Here is a 22,433-nt window from a genome sequence, read left to right as displayed (position 1 = left end):
CGGTAAGCCTCAGGCTTTGAAGGACTGCATTTCCTGCGCGAGATGCTGGCCGAGTTTTTCTACCGAGAGCGGCAGGCGGCGATGCGCACGCACCATCAGGTGAGCGCTCGCCTCGCGCAGCAGCGGATCTTCAAGGTCGACCGCCTGCATGACGCCGCGGTCGATTTCGCCGGAGACGGCGGTCCTCGGCAGGAAGGTGACGCCGAGACCGGAGGCGACGAAACGGCGCAACACTTCGATCGAATGGGTTTCGAGCAACGGCGCCAGTGCCATGCCGGCGTCGGCGGCGACGCGGGCAACGATCTGGGTGACGCCGTTGCCTTTGCCGAGCATGGCGCAGGGCGAGGTCAGACAGTCCGCCAGTTTTAGACCGGTGCGGCTGGCGAGGGCATGCCCGATCGGAGCAATGACGCAAAGCGGCTGGCGGGCGATTGCCAGCGCCCGGATGCGCGGGTCCGTCAGCGGTGTGTAGGCGATGCCGATATCCGCGTCGCTGTTGGCGATGGCATCGACCACGTCCTCGGTGCTGCCGAGTTCGACGATATAGCGGACGTATGAATGCGCCCTCGAGAATGACGACAGCCCGTGTTCGACAAGGTCCGCCATGAAACCTTCGCCGCAGCGAATGCGGATGCGCGTCTGCTGGACGCCGCGGATCTGGTCGAGCTGTTCGGCGAGCAGGCCGTTGTCTTCAAGAACACGCTTGCCGTGTTCGAGAACGAGTTCGCCGGCATCCGTCAGCACTGTGCCGCGTGCTGTTCGTTCGAACAGCGCAAGGCCGATCTCGCGTTCGGTGTCGGCGATCTGGCGGCTGACGACCGACGGCGCCAGCCCCATGTGTTCGGCCGCACCCCGGATCGATCCGATGCGGGCAACGGCCATAAAAATCTTGAGCGCTTTCGCGTCGAGCACGTCCATGGTGGTCATGTGCGACGGAAACGGTTTGAGGTCAACGACCAAGAGATGTGGCGATCAGCCTTGTCCAGAGGTCGACGCCCTGCGGAACGATCGCATCGTTGAAATCGTAGTGCGGTGAATGCAGGCCGGGGTTGGCGCCTTCGCGGCGTGCGCCGAGCCAGAGGTAACAGCCGGGGCGTTGCTCCAGCATGAAGGCGAAATCTTCCGCAGCCATGCTGGGGGCGGCATCGACGACCGAAAGGGCACTGTCCTTTGCTGCGACCGAGCGCACGAAGGCGGCCGATGCAGCATCGTTGATCGTGGCGGGATAGCGGTACTGATAGTCGAGATCGGCGCTGCAGCCGAGGCCCTCGGCGATGGCCGCCGTCAGCGTCCGCATGCGCTTTTCGAGGATTTCTCCGACTTCTTTCGCAAACCAGCGTGTCGTGCCGCGGATGACAGCTTCCTGCGGGATGACATTCCAGGCATCGCCGCCGTGGATCTGGGTCACGGAGACGACGGCTGCGTCGAGCGGCGAGACGTTGCGGCTGGCAATCGTCTGCAGCGCGGAGACGATCTGGGCTGCGGCAACCAGCGGGTCGGCGCCCTCATGCGGCATCGCCCCGTGGGCGCCTCTGCCGGTGATGCGGATTTCGAACACGCCGAAGGCGGCCATCATCGCGTCGTCGCGGGCAACGCAGGTGCCGACGTTAAGCGCCGGCCAATTGTGCAGGGCATAGACTGCGTCAGCCGGAAAATCACGGAAGAGGCCGTCGGCGACCATGGCGCGGGCGCCACCTTCCGCTTCTTCCGCCGGCTGGAAAATGAAGTGTACGGTACCGTCGAAATCCATCTCGGAGGCTTGTCGCGCCGCGGCGAGCAGCATCGAGACGTGACCGTCATGGCCGCAGGCATGCATCTTGCCGGATGTTTTCGACGCGTAGGCAACGCCGCTGGCTTCGACGATCGGCAGCGCGTCCATGTCGGCGCGGATGGCGATGGTGCGCGACGAGGTGCCGCGCGACAGCGTGCCGACAAGGCCGGTGCCGCCATAGCCGCCTTTGACGGCAATGCCCCACTCCGAGAGCTTGCTTGCAATGAAGGCCGACGTTTCCCGTTCCTCGAAGGCAAGTTCGGGGTGGGCGTGCAGGTGATGGCGCCACGCGATCGTTTCCGCGATGCGGTCAGGGCTGATGTCGTGGCGGCTCATCTCGTTCATCCTGTATCTGCAAATTGAAGGCCGGCCGCAAAGCGGCCGGCCACAGTTCTATCCTACTGGCCCAATCTCAGGAACAGATCGGCGACGACGACGGAGCCCATATAGGTTCCGATCATCACGCAGATCGCCACGATGACGATCTTCCAGCCCGAACGACGGGCGATGGCGAATTCGCTCGCTGTCAGCGCCAGGCCGCCATAGGCAAGCGCCGGCGTGGCGAGCGCCAGGAAATTCAGATGCTCGACCTGTTCGCTGACCCAGGCAGCCCCCGGGACGCCGGGAATGGTGATCAGGATCGCGATCAGCGATACCCAGGCGACACCAGGCAGGTAAAAGGGTACGAAGCGGGCAAAGCCGAGGCCGATGATGCAGGCGACATAGAGCACCGCCATGCCCGGCAGGGCGATGAGCGGCGACGTGCCCGTTCCGACCCAGTTGGCGATCAGGCCGATGGCGCAGGCGATCAGCAGCAGCCCGGAGTGTTTGACGACATCGATCTTGCGCTCATCCTCCGCATTCAGCGGCAGGTCGTCGGCAAGATTGGCGGTGGTGTTGGTTTGGTTGGCCATTGTTCCTGTCTCCCCGATCAGGCTGTTGCGCGTTCGGACGGGCGGGCTTTGTTGTAAAGCCATTCCGTCAGCGGCAGGGCGACGAACATGCCGACATAAAGGCCGGTCGCGTAGGTCAGAATGTTGCTGGCCGCTGCCAGCGCCAGGATGATGTCCTTCTGGTCCGGAACGACGGCGACGAGACCGCCGGTGCAGGCCGCAAGCATCGAGCCGGAGCCGACGCCGCAGGACATGGCAAGAGCGCGCACGTCGAAGATGCCGAGGCCGTGGACGAGCGGCGGCATGATCGCGAAGACGAATGTGCCGATGAGTGTGCCGGTGGCATAGACGCCCATGGCGCCGGCGCCTTCCGGCGAGTTGAGGCCGTATTTGTCGGCGATCAGCGCGATGTTGGGCTCGCGATCGATCGAATAGGTGGCGCCGACGGCTTCGCGGCCCATCTTCAGCAGGAACACGGCGACCGGGAAGGCGATGAGGATCGTGCCGAGATTGCCGAGTTCCTGGAGCACGAGTGCCGGTCCGGCCTCGATGATCTTGGAGATCTGTGGTCCGACTGTTGTGCCGAACTTGGCAATGAAAGGCATGATCGCAACGGTGATCATGGCGCCGGACAGCTTGACCGCATCCTTGGAAATGAACTTGGCGCTCGCCTTGAAAATGGCGGGATTGAGCATGATGCCGAGTGCGAAGGCATAAAGGATCGGCAGGAAGATCACGGTGCCGAGGCCGATCGACAGGCGTTGAATGCCGATCAGCTCGGAGACGATGACGATCGCGAGCACAAGGATGTGCAGATAGAGCCCGCCTGCGGCGGCTCCGGGTTTTCCGGTCATGATGTTCTCCTCTGGTTGGGGACCAGTTGTTGTTCTTTGCCCAAACTTAACACTATTGGCTGAGGGCAAATGCCGGCTAGCCGGTCGGCGAGCAACGAAGTGTTGCAGTTCCAGCAACAGGTCGCTGGGTTGAAGGCGGCTTCTGCAAAACCGCTCATCGCTTCTGTCATTTCATGGTCGCGGTCCTGCTTTGGCCGAGTGCGGATGCGAATCGAGCTTTCGCCTTGCCTTGCTTTTGCATGTGCCGCCTCGATGGCCAAGGACACATACGGCCAAGTGGGGACGAGCGGCACGGAAAGCGCCAACTTTCCCCAGCAATCCGGGCGATTGGCCCGGCCAGATCAACACCTTGCGCAGGTTCACGACAGAAATTCGAAAAACCCATCAAAAATCGCTGAAAACCCCCATTGAAATCGATTACATTTTCTGGCTTCATGGTTCTCGCAAGATTTTGGGAGGATCTTATGAAGAAGCTTATCGCCGTAGCACTCGGCACCGTCGCATCCATTGCCATCTCCGCCTCGCTCGCCAATGCCGAGACCTTCAAGATTGGTCTGTCCAATGGTTGGGTCGGCAGCGAGTGGCGCACGCAGATGATCGACGAGGCCAAGGCGGCCGCGGAAAAATGGAAGGAAAAGGGCGTCGACGTCGAAGTCAGCGTCCAGAGCGCCAATGTCGACGTGCCCGGGCAGATCGCCCATGTGCGCAATTTCATTGCCGAGGGCGTCAACGCCATCATCATCAACCCCAACAGCCCGACGGCCTTCGACCCGATCTTCGCGCAGGCGAAGGAAGCGGGCATTCTGGTGATCGCCACTGATGCCGAAGTCTCTTCGCCGGATGCCACCTATGTCGGCATCGACCAGACGGCATGGGGTGCGGCCGGTGCCAAGTGGCTGGCCGAAACGCTCGGTGGTAAGGGCAAGGTCGTGGCGATCAACGGCGTCGCAGGCCACCCGGCAAACGAGATGCGCGTCGCCGGCTATAAGAGCGTCTTCAAGGACTACCCGGATATCCAAGTCGTCAACGAGGTCAACGCCAACTGGGATCAGGCGCAGGGCCAACAGGCCATGCAGAACATCCTGGCGACCTATCCTGACGTCAACGGCGTCGTCGTGCAGGACGGCATGGCTGCCGGCGCCTGGAAGTCGATCATGGACGCCGGCAAGGCAAGCCAGATCGCGGCCACCGGCGAGATCCGCAAGGACTTCATCGATCTGTGGAGCAAGGATAAGCTGAACTCCGGCGCGACCGTCAACCCGCCCGGCGTCATGGCAAGCGCGCTCAATGTCGCCGTCCTCATGCTGCAGGGCAAGGAACTGAAGGAACCGGCAACGGCTGGCCAGTACAAGAACGCCATGTACCTGCCGATCCCGTTCATCGACTCCAAGAACCTGGCGGATGCCGCCAAGCAGGTCGACGGCAAGCCGGGCTACTACTCCTACACCAGCGCCCTTTCAATCGAAGACGCTGAAGCGCTCTTCAAGTAAGCGCTCAAGACCGGGCGGATCTCGTGGTCCGCCCGGCGCTTCTGACCCGATCATACGGACGATCCTCATGTCGAAACTTAAGATGAACGGCGTAAGCAAGGCTTACGGCGCCACCCTGGCTTTGCGCCGCGGCGACCTTGAGATCGCCGCCGGCGAAGTCCATGTGCTCATGGGCTCGAACGGCTCGGGCAAGAGCACATTGTGCAAGATCATTGCCGGCAGCGTGCGCCCCGATGGCGGAGAGATCCTCATCGACGGTCGGCCGGTCACGATATCAGGGCCGCAATCGGCCAGGGCGCAGGGCATCGGCATCTTCTACCAGGAGCTCAGCCTTGCCGGAAACCGCTCGGTCGAGGAGAATATCTGCCTTGCCATGCTGCCGGTCAAAGCCGGAATCTTTATCGACCGTGCCGCCCTGAAGGCGCGCGCGGCGCGCTACATCGATCTTTTCTCCGGCGTTTCCGGTGATGGTTTTGCGGCCGAGACGCTCGTCGGCAATCTGCGCGCCGATCAGCGACAGCTTGTCGAGATCATGAAGGCACTGGCAAGTGAAGCCCCGATCCTGATCTTCGACGAGCCAACCTCGGCACTCGACAGGGCACAGGTCGACCGCTTCTTCGATATCCTGCGCGGGCTAAAGCGCGACGGCCGCGGCATCATCTTCATTTCGCACCGCATGGACGAGATCACCGCGATCGGTGATCGGGTGACGATCATTCGCGACGGTGAGACGATCAAGACGCTCAATCTGAACGAGACCGATCCTGCCGCGGTCATCCGGCTGATGGTCGGCGGCGCCGGCGACATGCCGGCCTCGCAGTCCTCAGTGCCTGCCGTGGCAAGCTTTTCGGCCGGCGACGCCATGACCGTCGACAAGCTGTCGGGTGCCGGTTTCCGCAATGTCAGCTTCGAGGTCGCCAAGGGTGAGATCCTCGGTCTCGGCGGGCTTCACGGCCAGGGGCAATCGGCGGTGTTGCGGGCGATTTTCGGCGCCGGCTCCACAACTGCGGGCGAAATCCGCATCGGCGGCGATCGTCTCGATGCGAGAAGCCCGCGCGACGCCATCCGGCGCGGTTGCGCCTATGTCTCGGGTGACCGCGGTCGCGACGGCGTCATTGCCGGCAGACCGATCATCGAGAATGTGACGCCCATCCATTACCTGCGTGATCGGCTGATGATTGCACGTCCGTCAACGCTCAAGGAAAAGGCGATGCCGGCGCTTGAGGCGATGCATACGAAGTTCGCGAGTCTCCTGCATCCGATCAACTCGCTTTCCGGCGGCAACCAGCAAAAGGTGATCATCGCCCGCTGGCTGATCGATCGGCCGGATGTGCTGCTGCTGGACGACCCCACCAAGGGCATCGACCTCTCGGCCAAGGCCGATCTCTTTGCCCTCATTCGCCAACTGGCAGGCGAGGGGCTCGGCATCCTGCTCTATTCCTCGGAGGACGCCGAATTGCTCGGGAATGCCAACCGCATCCTCGTCTTCAACGGCGGGTCGGTCACGCGCGAGCTCACCGGCGAGGATCGCACCCGCTACAATCTTTACCAGGCTGCATACGAGGCCGCGTGATGACACCGACCACGACAGAAATTCGACCTTCCCGCGCGGGTGGGCTAAAACTCTGGCTCGAGCGCTATCCGTTCCTGCCGGCGCTGGTCATTGTCGTCGCGCTTCTGGCGTTGAACGGCGTGTTCTCGCCCAACAGCTTGAGCTACCGCTCGCTGACGGGGCTGCTCAGCACCTATATGGCGCTGATCATGCTGGCGATCGCCCAGACCTATGTCGTTTCCGCAGGGGATATTGACCTGTCGGCCGGTGCGACGCTGTCACTCGTCAATGTCGCCATTGTCGTTTTGATGGAAAAATGGGGTGGTGGCGCCGGCGCCGTCATCGGTGCCTTGATCTGTGGCGTTCTGCTCGGGCTCGTCTGTGGGGTTATCAACGGCATCGTCGTTGCAGCGCTCAGGCTGCAGGCGATCGTCGCTACCTTTGCGACCAGTATCTTCTTCACCGGCGTTGCGCTCTATGTCATGCCAGTGGCCGGCACGCCGGCGCCGGCGCTGTTCTGGCGGACCTATGGCGGGCGGTTGCTCGGTCTTCCCTTCGTCTTCTATGTGCTTGCAGCACTCGCTGTTCTGCTCTTCCTTTTGTCGCGCACCCGCCTCGTCACCCAGCTTCTGGCCGTCGGTGACGACCAGCAGGCGGCCTACCAGACCGGTCTTCCCGTGGTCCTGGTCCGCATCAAGGGTTATGCGCTCTGCGGCCTGTTTTCGGCGCTCGCAGCGTTCTGCCTGACCGGCGACACCGCCAGCGGCGATCCGCTCGTCGGTGGCAAGATGACGCTCTATAGCGTCGCGGCCGTCGTGCTCGGGGGCAGCGCGCTTGCCGGCGGCTGGACGACCGTGGTCGGTTCTCTGCTCGGCGCGCTGACGATCGGTCTCGTCAACTCGCTCGTCTTCTTCATGGGCACGCCGTCGGAGTGGCAGAACTTCGTTCAAGGTCTCGCCATCCTCCTCGTCTTGATGGCAGGCGTGCTTGCCGGCCGGAGGGCACGCGCATGAACGCCGTTATTTCCTTCCTCAAGAAGCCGCTGGTCATCGCGCTGCTTTTGATCGTGGCACTTCTCTATCTTGGCGAAAGCCTGTCACCGGGCTTTGCCTCGGCCGACCAGATCCTGCGCCTGCTGATTGTCGCCTCGCTGCTGGGCATTGTTGCGGCCGGCCAGAACGTCGTCATTCTCGGCGGCCGCGAAGGCATCGATCTCTCGGTCGGCGGCGTCGTTTCGCTTTCGGCGATCATTGCCGGCAATGTCATGAACGGCGCCGACGGCGGCATCCTGCCGGCGATCCTTGCCTGCGTGGCGACCGGGGCCTTCTTCGGCCTCCTGAACGGGCTGGGTGTCACGCTGCTGCGTATCCCGCCGCTGGTCATGACGCTCGGCATGCTCGGCGTGCTCCAGGGCCTGCTGGTCGTCATCCGCAACGGCATTCCCTCCGGCCGCGCGGCACCCGGCCTTTCCGCCTTCGTCACCCAGCCGCTGGTGTTCGGCATTCCCGGCATCATCTGGCTCTGGATCGCCGTCGGCCTGTTTATGGCCTTCATGCTCAACCGCACCGTCTTCGGGCATCGCATTTATGCGATCGGTTCCAACGAACATGCGGCCTATATGGCCGGCGTGCCGGTCCGCCGCATGCGCATCGGCCTGTTCATGATCTCCGGCATGTTCGCGGCGATCGCAGGCCTCTGCCTGCTTGGCTATTCCGGCTCGTCCTTCGCCAATGTCGGCGAGCAATACATGCTGTCCTCGATCATCGCGGTCGTCTTTGGCGGTACGTCGCTTGCCGGCGGCAAGGGCGGATACACCGGCACCATGGCAGGCGCGCTGTTGCTGGTGATCCTCCAGGGCATCCTGACTACCGTCAACATCGATGAATCCGGCCGTCAGATGGTGTTCGGCGCGACATTGCTGCTCTTGATGCTGTTTTACGGCCGCGGAAAGGCGATGCGGACATGAGCGATCACAGGCCGAAGATCAAGGATATTGCCGAGCGTGCCGGCGTTTCCGTTGCCACCGTGTCGCGGGCGCTCAGCGATTCCGGCCTGGTGACGGCGGAAACGCGCCAGCGCATCCATGCGCTTGCCCGCGAACTCAACTACCGGCCGAACGTCAGCGCCCGCAACCTGCGCACCCGCAAGTCGATGTCGGTGCTCTTGGTCGTGCGCGACGTCGGCAACCCGTTCTATCTCGACATTCTGAAAGGCGTCGAGGCGACGGCGCGCGAGGCCGGCTACTCCGTGCTCATGGGCAACACAGAGAACGATCCGGATCGCGAGACGGAGTATTTCAACATGCTGCGCGATGGCCATGCCGACGGCATGATCCTGATGACCGGCAAGCTGCCGCCGGCAGGGCATGATGCTGGTCTCGACCTGGCGCATCTGCCCGTCGTCGTCGCGCTGGAAATGATCGAAGACTCGGGGCTGCCGCATGTGCAGGTCGACAACCTTGCCGCCGCCAGGGCTGCGGTCGAGCATCTGATCTCGCTTGGTCACCGCAAGATCGCCCACATCGCCGGGCCGCTGCCCGAAGTGATGGCCATTCACCGCCGAGACGGTTATCGCGCCGCGATGCACGAGGCCGGCCTTGCGATCCCTGACGGCTACGAGGCTCGGGGCGATTACCTGCTTGAAACCGGCCAGCTCTGCTGCGGCCAATTGTTTGCCTTGGCCGAGCCACCGACGGCGATATTCGCCGCCAACGACGAAATGGCCTATGGCGCCATTCACAAGTTGCGTCGCCTCGGCCGTGATGTGCCTGGTGATGTTTCCGTCGTCGGCTTCGACGACCTCTATCTGAGCAAGGCTTTCTATCCGCCGCTGACCACGGTCAACCAGCCGCGCGCCGACATCGGCAGAACGGCGATGTCGCTGCTGCTTCGTATGCTTTCCGGCGAAGAGGTGGCGCATGCGCCGCCCATAGTGCTGCCGACGACCCTGAGCATTCGGGCAAGCACCGCCGCGGCACGTCACTCATAAGGCGAGCATGATGTCGGCCGAAACCGCTTACACTTTCGGCATCATGCTCCGGCCGAAAAATCTGGGAGAAGAAAATGACACAGCTACCGAAGCAGACGCTGCGCGTGGGTTTCGTCGGAACGGGCTTCATCGCCCATTTCCACCTGAAATCGATGATCGGCGTGCGCAATGTCGAAGTGACGGGCGTCTTCAGCCGCAAGGCGGAAAACCGCGAAAAATTTGCGAAGGAAGTCGAAACGCTCGGGCTCGGCACCTGCCGCACGCATGAGAGCCTGGAAGCGCTACTGTCAGCCGACGACGTCGACGCGATCTGGATCCTGTCGCCGAACTATACGCGCCTCGACGTGATGCGCGCCCTGCACGGGGCGATCAAGTCAGGCCGCAGCAAGGTCTTTGCGGTCGCCTGTGAGAAGCCCTTGGCGCGCACGGTGGCGGAAGCCCGCGAGATGCTGACGCTGGCCGAAGATGCCGGCCTCAATCATGGCTATCTCGAAAATCAGGTGTTCTGCACGCCGGTGTTGCGCGGCAAGGAAATCATCTGGCGTCGCGCCGCCTCCACCACCGGCAGACCCTATCTTGCGCGGGCGGCAGAGGAACATTCCGGTCCGCACGAGCCCTGGTTCTGGCAGGGCGACAAGCAGGGCGGCGGTGTTCTCTCCGACATGATGTGCCACAGCGTCGAGGTGGCGCGCTATCTCTTGACCGCGCCCGGTGCGCCGCGCAATTCACTGAAGATCAAGTCGGTCAACGGCACCGTCGCCAACCTGAAATGGACGCGTCCGAACTATGCCGAACAACTGCGCAAGCGCTTCGGCAACGATGTGGACTATCGCAACCGCCCTTCGGAGGACTTTGCGCGCGCGACGGTGACGCTCGAGGATCAGGAAGGCAACGAACTGATGATCGAAGCGACGACCTCCTGGGCCTATGTCGGTGCCGGCTTGCGCATCCAGCTCGAATTGCTCGGACCGGAATATGCGCTCGAATACAACTCGCTGAGTACGGGCCTGAAGATCTTCATGTCTCGCGAAGTCACGGGTTCGGAAGGCGAGGATCTGGTTGAAAAGCAGAATGCCGAGCAGGGGTTGATGCCGGTGCTTGAGGACGAAGCCGGCGTTTACGGCTACACCGACGAGAACCGCCACATGGTCGAATGCTTCCGCAAGGGCCAGAAGCCGCTCGAAACCTTCGAGGACGGTCTTGCGGTGGTCGAGATGCTGATGGGGCTCTATCGCTCCGCCGAGATCAACGCCACCTTGCAGTTCCCGGCGCCGGAACTCGAACATTACGTGCCCGTCGTCGCACGCAAGGGCGCTTGACGGCCCGCGTGTGAAATTGGCGGGAGAGCGGCAAAGTCGGCTCCCGCCATCAGCCTACTTGGCGAGCCAGGTTCTCGCCATGGCCAAGGGTATCGCTAGATCAATTCACTGTTTCATCGAAACAGTGAAATGATCTAACTCGTTGAAATCACGCAATTCCGGACGGAAAACCGTTTCACACTTTTCCTGGAATTGCTCTAAGAGGTCGTGGCAGGTTCGGCGCTTGCCGCGCGCCCGGTCATCTCATCGATTTCGATGGCATAGAAAAGATGGGGCGAGGTGCCGACGACGCTTTGTTCCGCCGGTTTCAGTCCGCCCGGCTCCCACCAGTTGATCCGCTTCTCCAGAAGTGACCACGCCTGAAGGCGTTCATGATGCGTCTGGTTCGTGTCAGGCAGTTCCCTGTAGCTGCCGTAGATGACGACGCTTTTCCAGCTTTCCCTGTCGGCGAATTCGTCGATCTGCACGCAGACTTTCGCGTTGTCGCGCATCCAGTCGATCTTTTGTCCGGGCATCGAGAAGCCGTAGAGCCGGCCGGTTGTAAAGGCGTATTGGATAGGGACGATATAGGGCTGGTCATCCCTGGCGCAGGCAAGCCGGCCGATATGGCTTGCGGTGACAAGGGCGATGCATTCCGGCCGCGTCATTTCTCTGACGAACATGATCCGTTCCTCTCAACGATGAGCTCCACAGGCAGGGTTTCAGTTTTGATCGGTTCCTGCCTTGATATGGCTCAAGGCTTGCGCATTGCCAGCCGCAGGCTTTTTACGGGCCGCGGTTACGGGGCAGCCGGTGCCGACAATTTCGGCGCTTTCCAACCGCCGTCGGGAATAAACCGCGACGGCTGCCGTTATGCCCCTATCGAAAAAATAGGACGACCGGCTTGTGCGGGCGAAATTCGCCGCGAACCGGTCGGGAAGCAGCAAAGGATTGGGTCATGATGAGCAGCGTTCGAGCAATCACATCGGGAAGGGATATCGTCATCTCTTCCGCCAACGAGGCGGGAGGTTTCGACGGTCAGATGCCGGTCCGCCAGGTGCGGCTGTTGATCGGGTCGATGCTGCTGGTCTTCGCGACGATCCTGATCTTTGTTGCAGCTGACGGGCTGACCATGCCGATGCGTCTGGCGCTGATGGTGTTTGCGACAACGCTTGTCTGCTGGACGATCTTCGACCTGCCTGAAACGCCGGTGGCGCTTGCCGGAGCGCTGGCTTTGGGCGCCACCGGTACCGTCAGCGAAGAGGCGATGTTTGCAGCGCTCGGCAACGATATCGTCTGGTTGATGATCGCCGCCTTCGTCATTGCCTCGGTGCTTCAGGCATCCGGGCTGGTGGAGCGTCTCACCTTCCGGCTGCTGGCACCGTTCCAGCGCGTCAGCAGTCTTTTCTGGGCTGTAACTCTGACGATCTTTGCGACCGCCTTCATCATCCCATCCACGTCAGCACGGGCGGTAATCTTCATGCCTGTCTTTCTGGGGCTGACGGCCGCCATTGGCCGGCCCGGCGTGACACGGGCGCTTGCCTTGCTTTTCCCGTCGGTGATCCTGCTTTCGGCCGCCGCCTCGCTGACCGGTGCCGGCGCCCATCTGGTGGCGGTCGATTTCATCCGTCGCAGCGGCGGCAAAGCGCCGGATTTCCTCGATTGGGCCTTGCTGGCTGCCCCGTTCGGATTGGTCACGAGCCTGATTGCCTGTGGCCTCATCCTGCGGTTCTTCCTCGGCGCCGAGGATCGTAACGCTGCTTTCGAGCCATGCACGCCGGCTGAAAGGCAGCCGCTCAATGCGCAGGAGCGGACGCTGCTGGCGGTGACGGCGCTCATCGTTCTGGCGCTTGCGACATCGGGCCTTCATGGCGTTGCCTTGCCCTTCGTTGCCTTGATCGGCGCCCTCGTCATGGCCTCGGAAAAGGTCTCGGGGTTGCCCTTTCGCAAGGCGCTGAAATCAGTCGAGTGGAACCTGCTGCTGTTTCTCGCCGGCACGCTCGTCATCGGCGAGGCGCTGATGAGCACCGGCACGGCCGCCTTGCTCGCCGATCGCGCCATCGGAATGCTCAGCCTCGTCGGCAAGCCGCCGGCCTGGCTGGTGATCCTGTTCACGATAATCCTTGCCACGTTCGCGCACATCGTCGTCGCCTCCCGCACAGCGCGGGCAACAGTGCTGATCCCAGCCCTCGCTCTGCCGCTCGCGGGCCTCGGCGTTAATCCGGCCGTTCTCATCATGGCGGCAACGCTGGGTAGCGGATTCTGCCAGACGCTGATTGTTTCGGCCAAGCCCGTGGCGCTCTTCGGTGGCATGGAGCCACCCGCCTTCACGCCGTCGGACCTCATGCGCCTGGCGGCGATGCTGCTCGTTCCATTCATCGGGCTCCTGACGCTTGTTGCGATCTTCGTCTGGCCGCTCATGGGGTTGGGCTATTGATATAAGTCTTTGAAAACGTGTTTTTTTGCCAAGGCCGGAGTCAGCTCAGCTCCGGCCTTTGTTTTTTCTTAGGCGGTGAAATAGTTTGGCATCCGGCGGAATAAAGTCTCCGAGCGACCGTTTCTCCCTGGCATCCGCATTGTCACAAAAACGCAAGGAGACTGTCACATGACACTGACCATTCTGGTTGCACCGTCTGGTTTCAAGGAAAGTCTGTCGGCGGAAGAAGCGGCCGATTGCATCGAGAAGGGCGTGCTGCGTGCTTGCCCCCAGGCAAAGGTTCTGAAAGTGCCGATGGTCGATGGCGGTGAAGGTTTCACCAAGGCTCTGGTCGCGGTCACCGGCGGCACTTTGCACGAATGCGTCGTGACCGGACCGCTCGGCACACCGGTCTTGTCGCATTTCGGATTTCTCGGGGGGCAGGATGAACCGGTCGCCATCATCGAAATGGCGGCCGCCGCCGGCCTCAGGCTGGTGCCGCGCGATCGCCGCAACCCCTGCATCACATCCAGCTACGGTGTCGGCGAGCTGATCCGGGCAGCACTCGACGCCGGCGCACGCCGCATCCTGCTTGGCTGCGGCGACAGCGGCATCAATGACGGTGGTGCCGGCATGGCGCAGGCGCTGGGGATCGAGCTGCTCGACAGGGATGGTCGGCCACTGCCACCAGGCGGCGGCGCTCTTGGTCAACTGGCCCGCATCGATCTCTCATCAAGAGACCCGCGTCTGAATGAGGTTCGGATCGACGCGGCCGTGAACTGGCACAACATGCTGCTCGGAGAGCGCGGCGTCGCCCGGGTGTTCGGCCCGCAGAAGGGGGCTACGCCTGAGCAGGTCGAGCTGCTGGCCCATGCGATGGAGACCTATGCCGGGGCGATCCACGGCGCGACCGGTATCGACGTCGGCAGCGCGCCCGGCGCCGGGGCTTCCGGCGGCCTCGGCGCCGCCGTCCTCGGCCTGCTCGGCGGCAAGCTGCACCCGCGCTACGACATCGTCATGCAATATCTCGATCTCGACAGCATGATCGCCCGGGCCGACCTGGTGATTACGGCGGAAGGCAGCCTCGATGGCCAAACGCCCTTCGGCAAGGTGCCGGCGGAGGTCGGCCATCGCGCCAAGGAAGCCGGACGTCCGGTGATCGCGCTGGCCGGAACGATCGGTAAGGGCGTCACCCTGAACTTCGAGCACGGCATCGATGCTTTCGCCTCGATCCTGAAGGCGCCTTGCAGCCTTGACGATGCCATCAGCGCCGCGCCGAAACTGCTGGTGCGCGCCGCGGAAGATGCCGTTCGCATGGTGCGGGTCGGCATGCTGCTCACCGAGCGAGGCCTTGCCGCCTGATCAATTCAGGGCATGACGGCTCCGGCGGAAAGGAGGTGCGCAGTCGGCACCTTCTTTCCGCCGGAGTTTTTTCAATGTGCCGCCTGGAAAACCATCGGGCGTTTATCGTGTTCGCTGAAGCCCGGCCGTTACTGCCGGCAGAGTTCGCGGGCGTTTAGGACACCCCAGCCGAAAACCGGATCCTTGCCAGGCGCACCGACATCCTCAGTCGTTTGCGCCACAAGCTTGCCGATCTCTTCGGCCGAAAGCGAAGGGTTCGATGCCCTCAGAATGGCAACGGCGGCGGTCACGAACGGGGCGGCAAAGGAGGTGCCCGTGCGCGGCCGTCCACCATCGACGGAGGCGGCGGTCCAGACACCGGTGCCGAGTGCTGCAACGTCGATGTGGTCGCCCTGTGCTGCACGGCGATAGGGGCGGAAATTGCGGTCGACGGCGGTCACTGCGATGAGTTCAGGGTAGGCGGCGGGATAGACGGGCTTTGCCCTCGGGCCGTCATTGCCGGCCGCCGCCACCTGCAGGATATTGCGCTTCGCGACCAGATCGACGGTCTTTTCAAGCAACTGATTATCCGGCCCCGATAGGCTCATGTTGATCACCGTCACCCCGCGGGATGCCAGAAGATCGATCGCCCTGACCAGATCATAGGTCTCGGCGACATCCGCGTCGCCCCTGGTCTTCTGGAAGGCGTCGACTGCGATCAATCGCGCATCGCGTAACAAACCGGGAGCCCGGCTGTCCTGCCGGCCGGCGATGAGCGCTGCAACGGCGGTGCCGTGCTGGCGTCCGGACTCCGACGCTTCGTCGGCCGCGAGACGGATGATGTCGAGGTCGACGCGTTGAAGCGCTGGATGCTCGGGATTGATCGCAGTGTCGATCAGCCCGATCGGGCCGGCAGCGGTGCAGGCCTTGCCGGCATCGGGCTCGGGCCAGCCGATGGCTGTGCGCACAAGCGCGCAACGGCCTTCGCCGCACGGCGTTGATGGCTGAACCGAGCCTTCGTTCGGCTCGAAATAATGGTTGAGATCGGCAATGGCGCCCGGCGAGGCAGCCGCGACCTGCTGGCGTGCGGCCTCGAGCGTCATTCCCGTGGGGATCGAAAGCTTGACGATCTGCGAGCCGGAAAGTCCGAAGGGATGGCGGCTGCGCGCCGTGAACCCTCTTTCGCCGAGACGCTGGATTGCGGTGTCGTCGAGCCCAAGCGCGATGATTTCGCCGGGCACATGGGTCGGTTTGCGCACCGGCGGCGGGCGACGGGCAGTTCGCTTTTCCGGCGCGCCCTGCCAGAGGTCGAGCAGATTGCCGCCGCCGCGCCAGACGCCACCGGAGCCTCGGTCGGAGGAGCGACCAGAAGACGAACTGCCACCGCCGTCACCGTCGTCGTCGCCGCCATCGTCGTCATCCGCATGGGCCGGTGTGACAAGGGCAAAGGGAGCGGTGGTCGCCGAGCCGGCAATCCCTGATGGCACGAGGTCGCCATTGGCGACGGCCAGGCCGCAGATCGATGCGGCGGTCAATCGAAGCAGGCGTTTCTTCAAGGTTTTCTCCTTGTCCCAACCGTGCCCAGTGGGGTCAGCTTACCGTGAAAGGCATGCCCATCGGTGGTGACTTTTGCGTGTGGTTCACATATCGCTCAACGGATGAATGGACAAATTATTCCCCCGCGTGCACGCCGAAGCGCCGGAAGGAACGTGAAATGACCGATCAGGATATCGCCTTCGGCGAGCGCCTCGTCGCTTTCCTGCCTAACCTGCGCCGCTTTGCCATTTCGCTTTGCCGCTCCCGCGATATCGCCGACGATCTGGTGCAGGCTGCGTGCGAAAAGGCGCTTGCCGGCTCGGAGCGGTTCGAGGAGGGTACGCGCTTCGACGCGTGGATATTCCGCATTCTGCGCAACCTGTGGATCGATCAGCTTCGCCGCCAGAAGACGGCCGGCCCGACCGAGGAGATCGAAGCCCAGCCCGAACTTGCCGTTCCATCAGGCGAAGCGGGCTCCGAGGCACGCATGACGCTAAAGAGCGTGGCCGCCGCCATCGACGATCTCGTGCTTGAACAGCGCGAGGTGCTGCTGCTGACATGTGTGGAGGACCTCTCCTATAAGGAGGCGGCCGATGTGCTCGGCATTCCGATCGGCACGGTGATGAGCAGGCTCGCCCGCGCCCGCAAGAATCTTGCTGACGCCGCGGGAATAGAACCGGCGGCCGCGCGTTCACCGGATATGAGAGGCGGGGCGAGATGAGCGACATGGTATTCACCGACGAAATCCTGATGGCCTTTGCCGACGGCGAACTCGACGACGAGACGACACGCCTCGTCGAGGCAGCGATCGAGACGGATGACGATCTGATGATGCGCGTAGCCATGTTCATGGAAACCCGGGCTGCCACCAGCGAGGCCATGAAGCCGTTGCTCGACGAGCCTGTACCTGACCATCTGGCGCAGAAGGTGCGCGCGATGGCTGCCGACGCTGCAGCGAGACGTGACGACAGCCAGACCGTTGCTGCGGCCGATGACAGTGCGAATGCGGACAATGTCGTCGCGTTTCGCCGCCCCGAGCCCGCGGCACAGGCGCCGCGTCGCCCGTCGCAATGGATGATGGCGCTAGCCGCCTCGCTGCTTATCGTCGTCGGTGGCGTCGGAGGGTATCTTATCGGAGGAGCGGGCCAGGTAGATGTCGCGAACCCGCAGGTCGCGGGGCTGGTCGACCCTGAAGTGTCGGGTATCCTCGACCAGCGCGCGTCGGGGGAGGAAATCGCGATCGGCGACGGAGAGGCCAAAGTTCGATTGGTCTCGACGTTCCAGGCGGGCGGCGAGCGGCTCTGCCGCGAATACGAGATGAAGCGGCCGGATCAGCCGGATTTCGTGTCGGTTGCTTGCCGGAACGCCGGACGCTGGCAGACGCAACTGGCGATCGTCACAGCGGAAACCGGTGAGGGTTTCGCGCCGGCCTCGTCGCTTGAAACCGTCGATGCCTATCTGTCCTCGATCGGTGCCGGCGCGCCGCTGGGGGCGGCGGCGGAGAAGAAGGCGCTCGCCGGACGAAAGTAGCCTTCAGCGCGGCTTTTCTACCGGTACGGAAAGGCCGACCTTGACGCGATCCATGGTGACGAAGGTTCTAAAGCGCCGGATGTTAGGGTTGCCGAAGAACATGCGGCGGGTGAAGGCCTCGTAATCGCCCATCGTCGGCACGATCACGACAAGCATGAAGTCCACGTCGCCCGTGACGTAATAGCATTGCTGGACTTCCGGAGCGGCCGAGAAGGCGGCCTTGGCCGCATCGAGCAGGTCGATCTGCTCGCTTTCCACCTCCACTTCGACAAGGATCGTCAGGGCCTGGTTGACCCGCGCCGGCTCGATCACCGCGACATTGCTGCGGATGACCCCAGTTTCTTCCATGCGCTTGATCCGCCGTTGCACGGCCGGCGCAGACAGGTTGACGGCCTCGCCGATCTGTCGCTGTGGCGTCGTGTTGTCCTTCTGCAGGATTGAGAGGATTGCCAGGTCGAAGCGGTCGAGCTCCGCCGATGTGCTCTTTGAAACGGCCATCATTTCCTCATTGTCATTTACAAACTTGCGTAAGGGCTCTCCATTTAGAGCGCATTTCTCTCGTTCGGTGAAATATAACTTCATCGAACGAGGAGATTGCCCACATGCTCATTCGCAACCACCATGCCGATTTCGGATCGCCGCTGCTGCCTGACGATGCCGAAATGCTCTCGATTGCTGCGGCTGCAGAGGTTGAGCGGCAGCTATCGCGCCGTGACGATCATCGGCCGACGCCGCTTCATTCCTTGCCGGCGCTTGCGGCCGAACTCGGGGTCGGAGCAATCTTCGTCAAGGACGAGGGCCATCGGCTCGGGCTCGGCAGTTTCAAGGCGCTTGGCGGATCCTACGCGGTGATCCGGCTGGTGCTTGACGAGGTCCGGAAGCAGACAGGCCTGGACGTCGACATAGACGATCTCACGCGCCCTGACGTTCGCGCGGTTGCGCGCCAAATGACGTTCGGCTGCGCCACGGATGGCAACCATGGTCGCTCAGTGGCGATGGGCGCTGAGCTTGTCGGTGCGAAATCGGTGATCTTCGTGCATTCCGGTGTCAGCCAGAAACGCATAGAGGCGATTGCGCATTACGGCGCCGAGATCGTCCGGGTCGAAGGAACCTATGACGACTCGGTGGAGTTTGCGGCGAAGGTCTGCAACGAGCGTGGCTGGACCGTCGTATCGGACACCTCCTGGCCGGGATACGAATATATTCCCGGTCTGGTCATGCAGGGATATACGGCGCTTTTGTGCGAAGCCTTGCGGACGATCGACGCACCACCGACGCATGTCTTCGTGCAAGCCGGCGTCGGCGGAATCGCTGCTGCAACGGCCGGGCACCTGGCGCTGCGTTACGGTCATGACCGGCCGCGCTTCGTCGTAGTCGAGCCGGCCCGAGCTGCCTGCCTGCTGGAAACGGCAAGGGCCGGCCATCCGGTGAAAGTGTTACATGGCGAGCCAACTGTCATGGCGATGCTCGAATGTTACGAGCCTTCTCTTGTCGCCTGGCGCATTCTTTCGCGTGTTGCCGACGCCTTCATGATGATCGACGAGGAGGATGCCGTTTCGATCATGAACCGCCTCGCTCGCCCGAAAGGGGGCGATCCGGCAATCGTTGCTGGCGAAAGCGGCGGTGTCGGGCTGGCTGGCCTCATCACGGTCGCCGGAGACCCGAACATGCGCGCCGCCCTCGGCCTTGATGCCAATTCGCGGATCCTGGTGATCAATACCGAAGGTGCCACGGATCCTGAACGCTACGAAGAGCTGGTTGGCCTCGCGCCGGCTGATGTCGCCGGGGCTGAGAAATTGGAAAGGGTATGACGCGGATGGCAAACACGGATATCGACAAGCTTGTGGCGGAGATGACGGCGTGGCGTCATGACCTGCACGCCCATCCGGAATTCGGTTTCGAGGAAAAGCGGACAGCGGCCTTCGTTGCCGCCAAGCTGCGGGAGTTCGGCCTTGACGAGGTCGCCGAAGGTATCGGTGGCACCGGGGTGATCGGCACGCTGCGGCATGGAACGGGAAATCGCGCCATAGCGCTGCGTGCCGATATGGATGCGCTGCGTATCGCGGAACAGGGGACAATTGCCTATTGCTCCACCCGGCCCGGCACGATGCACGCCTGCGGCCACGACGGCCATGCGGCGATGCTGCTCGGCGCAGCAAAGCTGCTGGCCGAGGAGGGTGGCTTTGACGGGACCGTGCGCTTCGTTTTCCAGCCAGCTGAAGAATGGGGGAAGGGTGCACTTGCCATGCTCGCCGATGGCATGCTGGAACGCTTTCCCTTCGACGAGATCTATGGGCTGCACAATATGCCGGGCCTGCCGGTCGGAAGGTTCGAGACCCGTGCCGGCGCCATCATGTCGGCCGAAGACAATTTCGAGGTCACGCTCAAGGGCGTCGGCGGCCATGCCGCGCGACCTCACGCGGGCAACGAGACGCTGGTCGCTGCCTGCGCGACAGTGGTCAATCTCCAGACCATCGTTTCGCGAAGGCTCTCTCCGGCCGATATCGCCGTCGTCTCCGTGACCGAATTGATCACCGACGGCACGCGCAATGCCTTGCCAGGCCTGGCCCGCATTCTTGGTGATGCGCGCAGCTTCCGACCTGAGGTGAGCGCCAGGATCGAACAGCAGATGCGCACGATCGCCAAGGGGACGGCGGATGCCTATGGCTGCGAGGTCGAGGTGACCTATACGCGTGAGTTCGTGCCGCTGCTCAACGATCCGGCTCTCGTCGATCATGCCTTCGCAGCGGCCGGTGCGGTGTTCGGGACGGACAATGTCGCCGTCGCCGCCGAGCCGATGACCGGATCGGAGGATTTTGCCCGGTTCCTCGCGCATGTGCCGGGTTGCTTCGTCTTTATCGGCAACGGCCAGGAATCCGCGCCGCTGCACAATCCGCATTACGACTTCAATGACGATGCCTTGATCTTCGGTGCCCGGTTCCACGCCGAAATCGTCCGGCAACGGCTGGCCGCACCGGATGTGGGGCAGTGACAGTCGCGATGCTCAATACAAACACGATTGAAGGCGGCGCCGTCATGTCTCATCAGTCCATTAATGCCGAACGTCTGCTTACCCGCATCCGCGAACTCGGCGCGATCGGGCGCAACGATCAGGGGCAACTGACACGGCTTGCTGCGTCTGACACCGACAAGCTCGGGCGGGACCGCCTAGTACCGCGCCACAGAGATTATGACTCTTTGACGGGGTAGGCTTTGCGGAGCTTTTGGCGGGCATTTTCGGTTGTGAACATCCATTGGATCTTTGCGCCATGGGTGTTNCTAGTACCGCGCCACAGAGATTATGACTCTTTGACGGGGTAGGCTTTGCGGAGCTTTTGGCGGGCATTTTCGGTTGTGAACATCCATTGGATCTTTGCGCCATGGGTGTTGCGTTGCTGCTCCCAGGCTGCGACTTCGGCGATTATGGTGTCTTTGTTGTCGATACGACGGTCGAGGCACTGGCTACGCAGGACACCGATCTCTATCTCGACCATGTTAAGCCAACTGGCGTGCTTGGGCGTGTGGTGGAACTCGAGTCGCTTCAGCACCCTTCGAGCCTCCGGGGCGGGAAATGCGTCGTAAAGCGCCCCGGCGGAATGGGTGGAGAGGTTGTCCATCACCACGCGGATGATCGGGGCGTCGGGATAATCGACGTCGACCAGTTCGCGCATGCACTCGGCGAAGTCTTGGTTGGTTCGCCGATCGGTGACCTTCACCCTGCGCCAGGGCCGGTGGGCGTCCATGAAGACAAACAGATTGACCGTGCCATTTCGACGATACTCGCAGTCGTAGCGTTCAAGCTGGCCAGGCTTGGCCGCAATGGGCTCGCGCACTTCGCCGATGAGTTGGGTCGGGCTCTCGTCGAAGCAGACCACGGGCCTTTGTGGATCAGGCGTTTCTGCGTAGAGGTCGAGAACATCCTCCATGCGCGCGACGTATTCCCCATCGATCTTTGGGATGCACCACATGTTTTTGCGCCAAGGCTTGAGATGGTTCTCAGCCAGCCGGCGACGCACGGTCTCGGAGGACAACTCGTCATGATCGGTGAGCCGGACCATCTCATCGGCCAGAAGCTCAAGCGTCCAGCGGGCTCGCCCGGGCGGCGGCTTTGAGCAGGCGGTCGCCACCAACAGCGCCTCCTCCTTGGCTGATAGCTTGCGCCCAACGCCCGGGCGCGGTTCTTCACTGAGCGCGCCCTCCAGATTGGCTTCCACAAACCGGCGCTTGGTCCGGTAAATCGTCGATCCGCTGACGTTCAAGGTTGCCGCGATCGCCTCGTCGCTGAAGCCTTCGTCCGCCGCGACCAGGATCTGGGCGCGCTTGATCTTGCGCGACGCATGGCGTCCCCCGCTCAACAAAGCGGCCAGTTGATCACGTTCCGATTGGCTAAGCTCTATGTGAAACTTTATATTCATCGACACCTCCTTCAGCGCGGAGACGCAGATGAATCCGAAAATGAGTCCCTCACTTGACCCGCAAGCCGCAACGGCAACACATCGCCTTACGCAAATCCAAGGCCAGTACCTGGCCTTCATCTACGCCTACAGCCGCATCTTCAAACAGCCTCCGGCCGAAGCCGACATGCGTCGCCACTTCGGCGTTACGGCTCCGTCTGTTCACCAGATGGTGCTGACCCTCGAGAAGGCGGGTTTCATATCCCGCGTGCCAGGCGCCGCACGAAGCATCCAGCTTCTCATCCCACCAGAAGCCCTGCCCATTCTACGATAAGACAAACCGTCATAATCTCTGTGGCGCGGTACTAGK

General features: G+C 62.6%; 21 protein-coding genes and 1 pseudogene. 14 read left to right on the top strand and 8 right to left on the bottom strand.

Annotated elements, in window-relative coordinates; translation table 11 throughout:
* Positions 1-9 precede the first annotated feature (9 nt).
* The 4 genes from ASD02_RS04635 to ASD02_RS04620 form a co-directional block, all read right to left on the bottom strand.
* Positions 10-927 carry a LysR family transcriptional regulator gene (locus ASD02_RS04635; RefSeq protein WP_225906260.1) on the bottom strand — a complete coding sequence of 306 codons (918 nt, stop codon included), beginning with the start codon at positions 925-927 and terminating at the stop codon, positions 10-12.
* A gap of 22 nt (positions 928-949) precedes the next feature.
* Positions 950-2,107, bottom strand: coding sequence for a M20 aminoacylase family protein (locus ASD02_RS04630; RefSeq protein ID WP_057219287.1), 1,158 nt, complete (start codon positions 2,105-2,107; stop codon positions 950-952).
* Between the two features lie 62 nt (positions 2,108-2,169).
* A complete protein-coding gene (locus tag ASD02_RS04625; RefSeq protein ID WP_025429276.1) occupies positions 2,170-2,685 on the bottom strand; it encodes a hypothetical protein in 516 nt (171 codons plus the stop codon).
* 17 nt (positions 2,686-2,702) lie between these two features.
* Complete coding sequence (locus ASD02_RS04620) at positions 2,703-3,518, bottom strand: DUF3100 domain-containing protein (protein ID WP_057219155.1); 816 nt, start codon at positions 3,516-3,518, stop codon at positions 2,703-2,705.
* Between the two features lie 464 nt (positions 3,519-3,982).
* Between ASD02_RS04620 and ASD02_RS04615 the strand changes: the two genes are divergently transcribed.
* The 6 genes from ASD02_RS04615 to ASD02_RS04590 all read left to right on the top strand — a co-directional run bounded on the left by ASD02_RS04615 (position 3,983) and on the right by ASD02_RS04590 (position 10,867).
* Positions 3,983-5,008: an ABC transporter substrate-binding protein gene (locus ASD02_RS04615; protein ID WP_025429274.1), complete on the top strand. Its 1,026-nt coding sequence runs from the start codon at positions 3,983-3,985 to the stop codon at positions 5,006-5,008.
* A 67-nt stretch (positions 5,009-5,075) separates the two neighbouring features.
* Complete coding sequence (locus ASD02_RS04610; RefSeq protein WP_025429273.1) at positions 5,076-6,581, top strand: sugar ABC transporter ATP-binding protein; 1,506 nt, start codon at positions 5,076-5,078, stop codon at positions 6,579-6,581.
* The gene (locus ASD02_RS04605) at positions 6,581-7,573 is read left to right on the top strand and encodes an ABC transporter permease (protein ID WP_057219153.1); all 993 of its coding nucleotides are present in this window, start codon (positions 6,581-6,583) and stop codon (positions 7,571-7,573) included. The genes ASD02_RS04610 and ASD02_RS04605 overlap by 1 nt, the downstream gene beginning before the upstream one ends.
* Entirely contained in the window at positions 7,570-8,526 is a 957-nt protein-coding gene (locus tag ASD02_RS04600; RefSeq protein ID WP_025429271.1) for an ABC transporter permease, read from the top strand. The genes ASD02_RS04605 and ASD02_RS04600 overlap by 4 nt, the downstream gene beginning before the upstream one ends.
* Positions 8,523-9,548, top strand: coding sequence for a LacI family DNA-binding transcriptional regulator (locus ASD02_RS04595; RefSeq protein WP_057219148.1), 1,026 nt, complete (start codon positions 8,523-8,525; stop codon positions 9,546-9,548). The genes ASD02_RS04600 and ASD02_RS04595 overlap by 4 nt, the downstream gene beginning before the upstream one ends.
* 74 nt (positions 9,549-9,622) lie before the next feature.
* Positions 9,623-10,867, top strand: coding sequence for a Gfo/Idh/MocA family oxidoreductase (locus tag ASD02_RS04590; protein ID WP_057219146.1), 1,245 nt, complete (start codon positions 9,623-9,625; stop codon positions 10,865-10,867).
* A gap of 197 nt (positions 10,868-11,064) precedes the next feature.
* Here the strand turns inward: ASD02_RS04590 and ASD02_RS04585 are convergent, their stop codons facing one another.
* A complete protein-coding gene (locus ASD02_RS04585) occupies positions 11,065-11,529 on the bottom strand; it encodes a pyridoxamine 5'-phosphate oxidase family protein (protein ID WP_025429268.1) in 465 nt (154 codons plus the stop codon).
* A 275-nt stretch (positions 11,530-11,804) separates the two neighbouring features.
* Here ASD02_RS04585 and ASD02_RS04580 point away from each other — a divergent pair, with 275 nt between their 5' ends.
* Together ASD02_RS04580 and ASD02_RS04575 are read left to right on the top strand one after the other, a co-directional pair.
* The gene (locus ASD02_RS04580; protein WP_234907815.1) at positions 11,805-13,283 is read left to right on the top strand and encodes an SLC13 family permease; all 1,479 of its coding nucleotides are present in this window, start codon (positions 11,805-11,807) and stop codon (positions 13,281-13,283) included.
* Positions 13,284-13,451: 168 nt separating this feature from the next.
* On the top strand, positions 13,452-14,624 hold the full coding sequence (locus tag ASD02_RS04575) for a glycerate kinase (RefSeq protein ID WP_057219144.1): 1,173 nt from the start codon (positions 13,452-13,454) through the stop codon (positions 14,622-14,624).
* A 128-nt stretch (positions 14,625-14,752) separates the two neighbouring features.
* Here the strand turns inward: ASD02_RS04575 and ASD02_RS04570 are convergent, their stop codons facing one another.
* The gene (locus ASD02_RS04570) at positions 14,753-16,159 is read right to left on the bottom strand and encodes a S8 family serine peptidase (RefSeq protein WP_082555443.1); all 1,407 of its coding nucleotides are present in this window, start codon (positions 16,157-16,159) and stop codon (positions 14,753-14,755) included.
* A gap of 158 nt (positions 16,160-16,317) precedes the next feature.
* Here ASD02_RS04570 and ASD02_RS04565 point away from each other — a divergent pair, with 158 nt between their 5' ends.
* Positions 16,318-16,860, top strand: coding sequence for an RNA polymerase sigma factor (locus ASD02_RS04565; protein WP_057221887.1), 543 nt, complete (start codon positions 16,318-16,320; stop codon positions 16,858-16,860).
* Complete coding sequence (locus ASD02_RS04560; protein ID WP_057219139.1) at positions 16,857-17,669, top strand: hypothetical protein; 813 nt, start codon at positions 16,857-16,859, stop codon at positions 17,667-17,669. The genes ASD02_RS04565 and ASD02_RS04560 overlap by 4 nt, the downstream gene beginning before the upstream one ends.
* A 3-nt stretch (positions 17,670-17,672) precedes the next feature.
* Here the strand turns inward: ASD02_RS04560 and ASD02_RS04555 are convergent, their stop codons facing one another.
* Positions 17,673-18,167, bottom strand: coding sequence for an Lrp/AsnC family transcriptional regulator (locus ASD02_RS04555; protein WP_057210102.1), 495 nt, complete (start codon positions 18,165-18,167; stop codon positions 17,673-17,675).
* A gap of 104 nt (positions 18,168-18,271) precedes the next feature.
* Between ASD02_RS04555 and ASD02_RS04550 the strand changes: the two genes are divergently transcribed.
* The 3 genes and pseudogenes from ASD02_RS04550 to ASD02_RS39495 form a co-directional block, all read left to right on the top strand.
* Positions 18,272-19,480, top strand: a complete 1,209-nt coding sequence (locus ASD02_RS04550) for a diaminopropionate ammonia-lyase (RefSeq protein ID WP_057221886.1) — start codon at positions 18,272-18,274, stop codon at positions 19,478-19,480.
* 5 nt (positions 19,481-19,485) lie between these two features.
* Positions 19,486-20,661, top strand: a complete 1,176-nt coding sequence (locus ASD02_RS04545; RefSeq protein WP_057221943.1) for a M20 aminoacylase family protein — start codon at positions 19,486-19,488, stop codon at positions 20,659-20,661.
* A gap of 44 nt (positions 20,662-20,705) precedes the next feature.
* Positions 20,706-20,843 (top strand): annotated as a pseudogene (locus ASD02_RS39495) (Zn-dependent hydrolase); the annotation flags it as partial.
* Positions 20,844-20,968: 125 nt separating this feature from the next.
* Here ASD02_RS39495 and ASD02_RS04535 read toward each other — a convergent pair.
* Complete coding sequence (locus tag ASD02_RS04535) at positions 20,969-22,084, bottom strand: IS630 family transposase (RefSeq protein ID WP_057221884.1); 1,116 nt, start codon at positions 22,082-22,084, stop codon at positions 20,969-20,971.
* 28 nt (positions 22,085-22,112) lie between these two features.
* On the opposite strand from ASD02_RS04535, the gene ASD02_RS04530 reads away from it, so the two are divergent.
* Positions 22,113-22,397, top strand: coding sequence for a MarR family transcriptional regulator (locus tag ASD02_RS04530; RefSeq protein WP_225968538.1), 285 nt, complete (start codon positions 22,113-22,115; stop codon positions 22,395-22,397).
* Positions 22,398-22,433: the final 36 nt, after the last annotated feature.

It is taken from the genome of Ensifer sp. Root1252 (assembly GCF_001425885.1).
GTDB lineage: Bacteria > Pseudomonadota > Alphaproteobacteria > Rhizobiales > Rhizobiaceae > Ensifer > Ensifer canadensis.
Note: the sequence above shows the minus strand (reverse complement) of the source record. Positions and strands in the feature narration are given on the sequence as shown.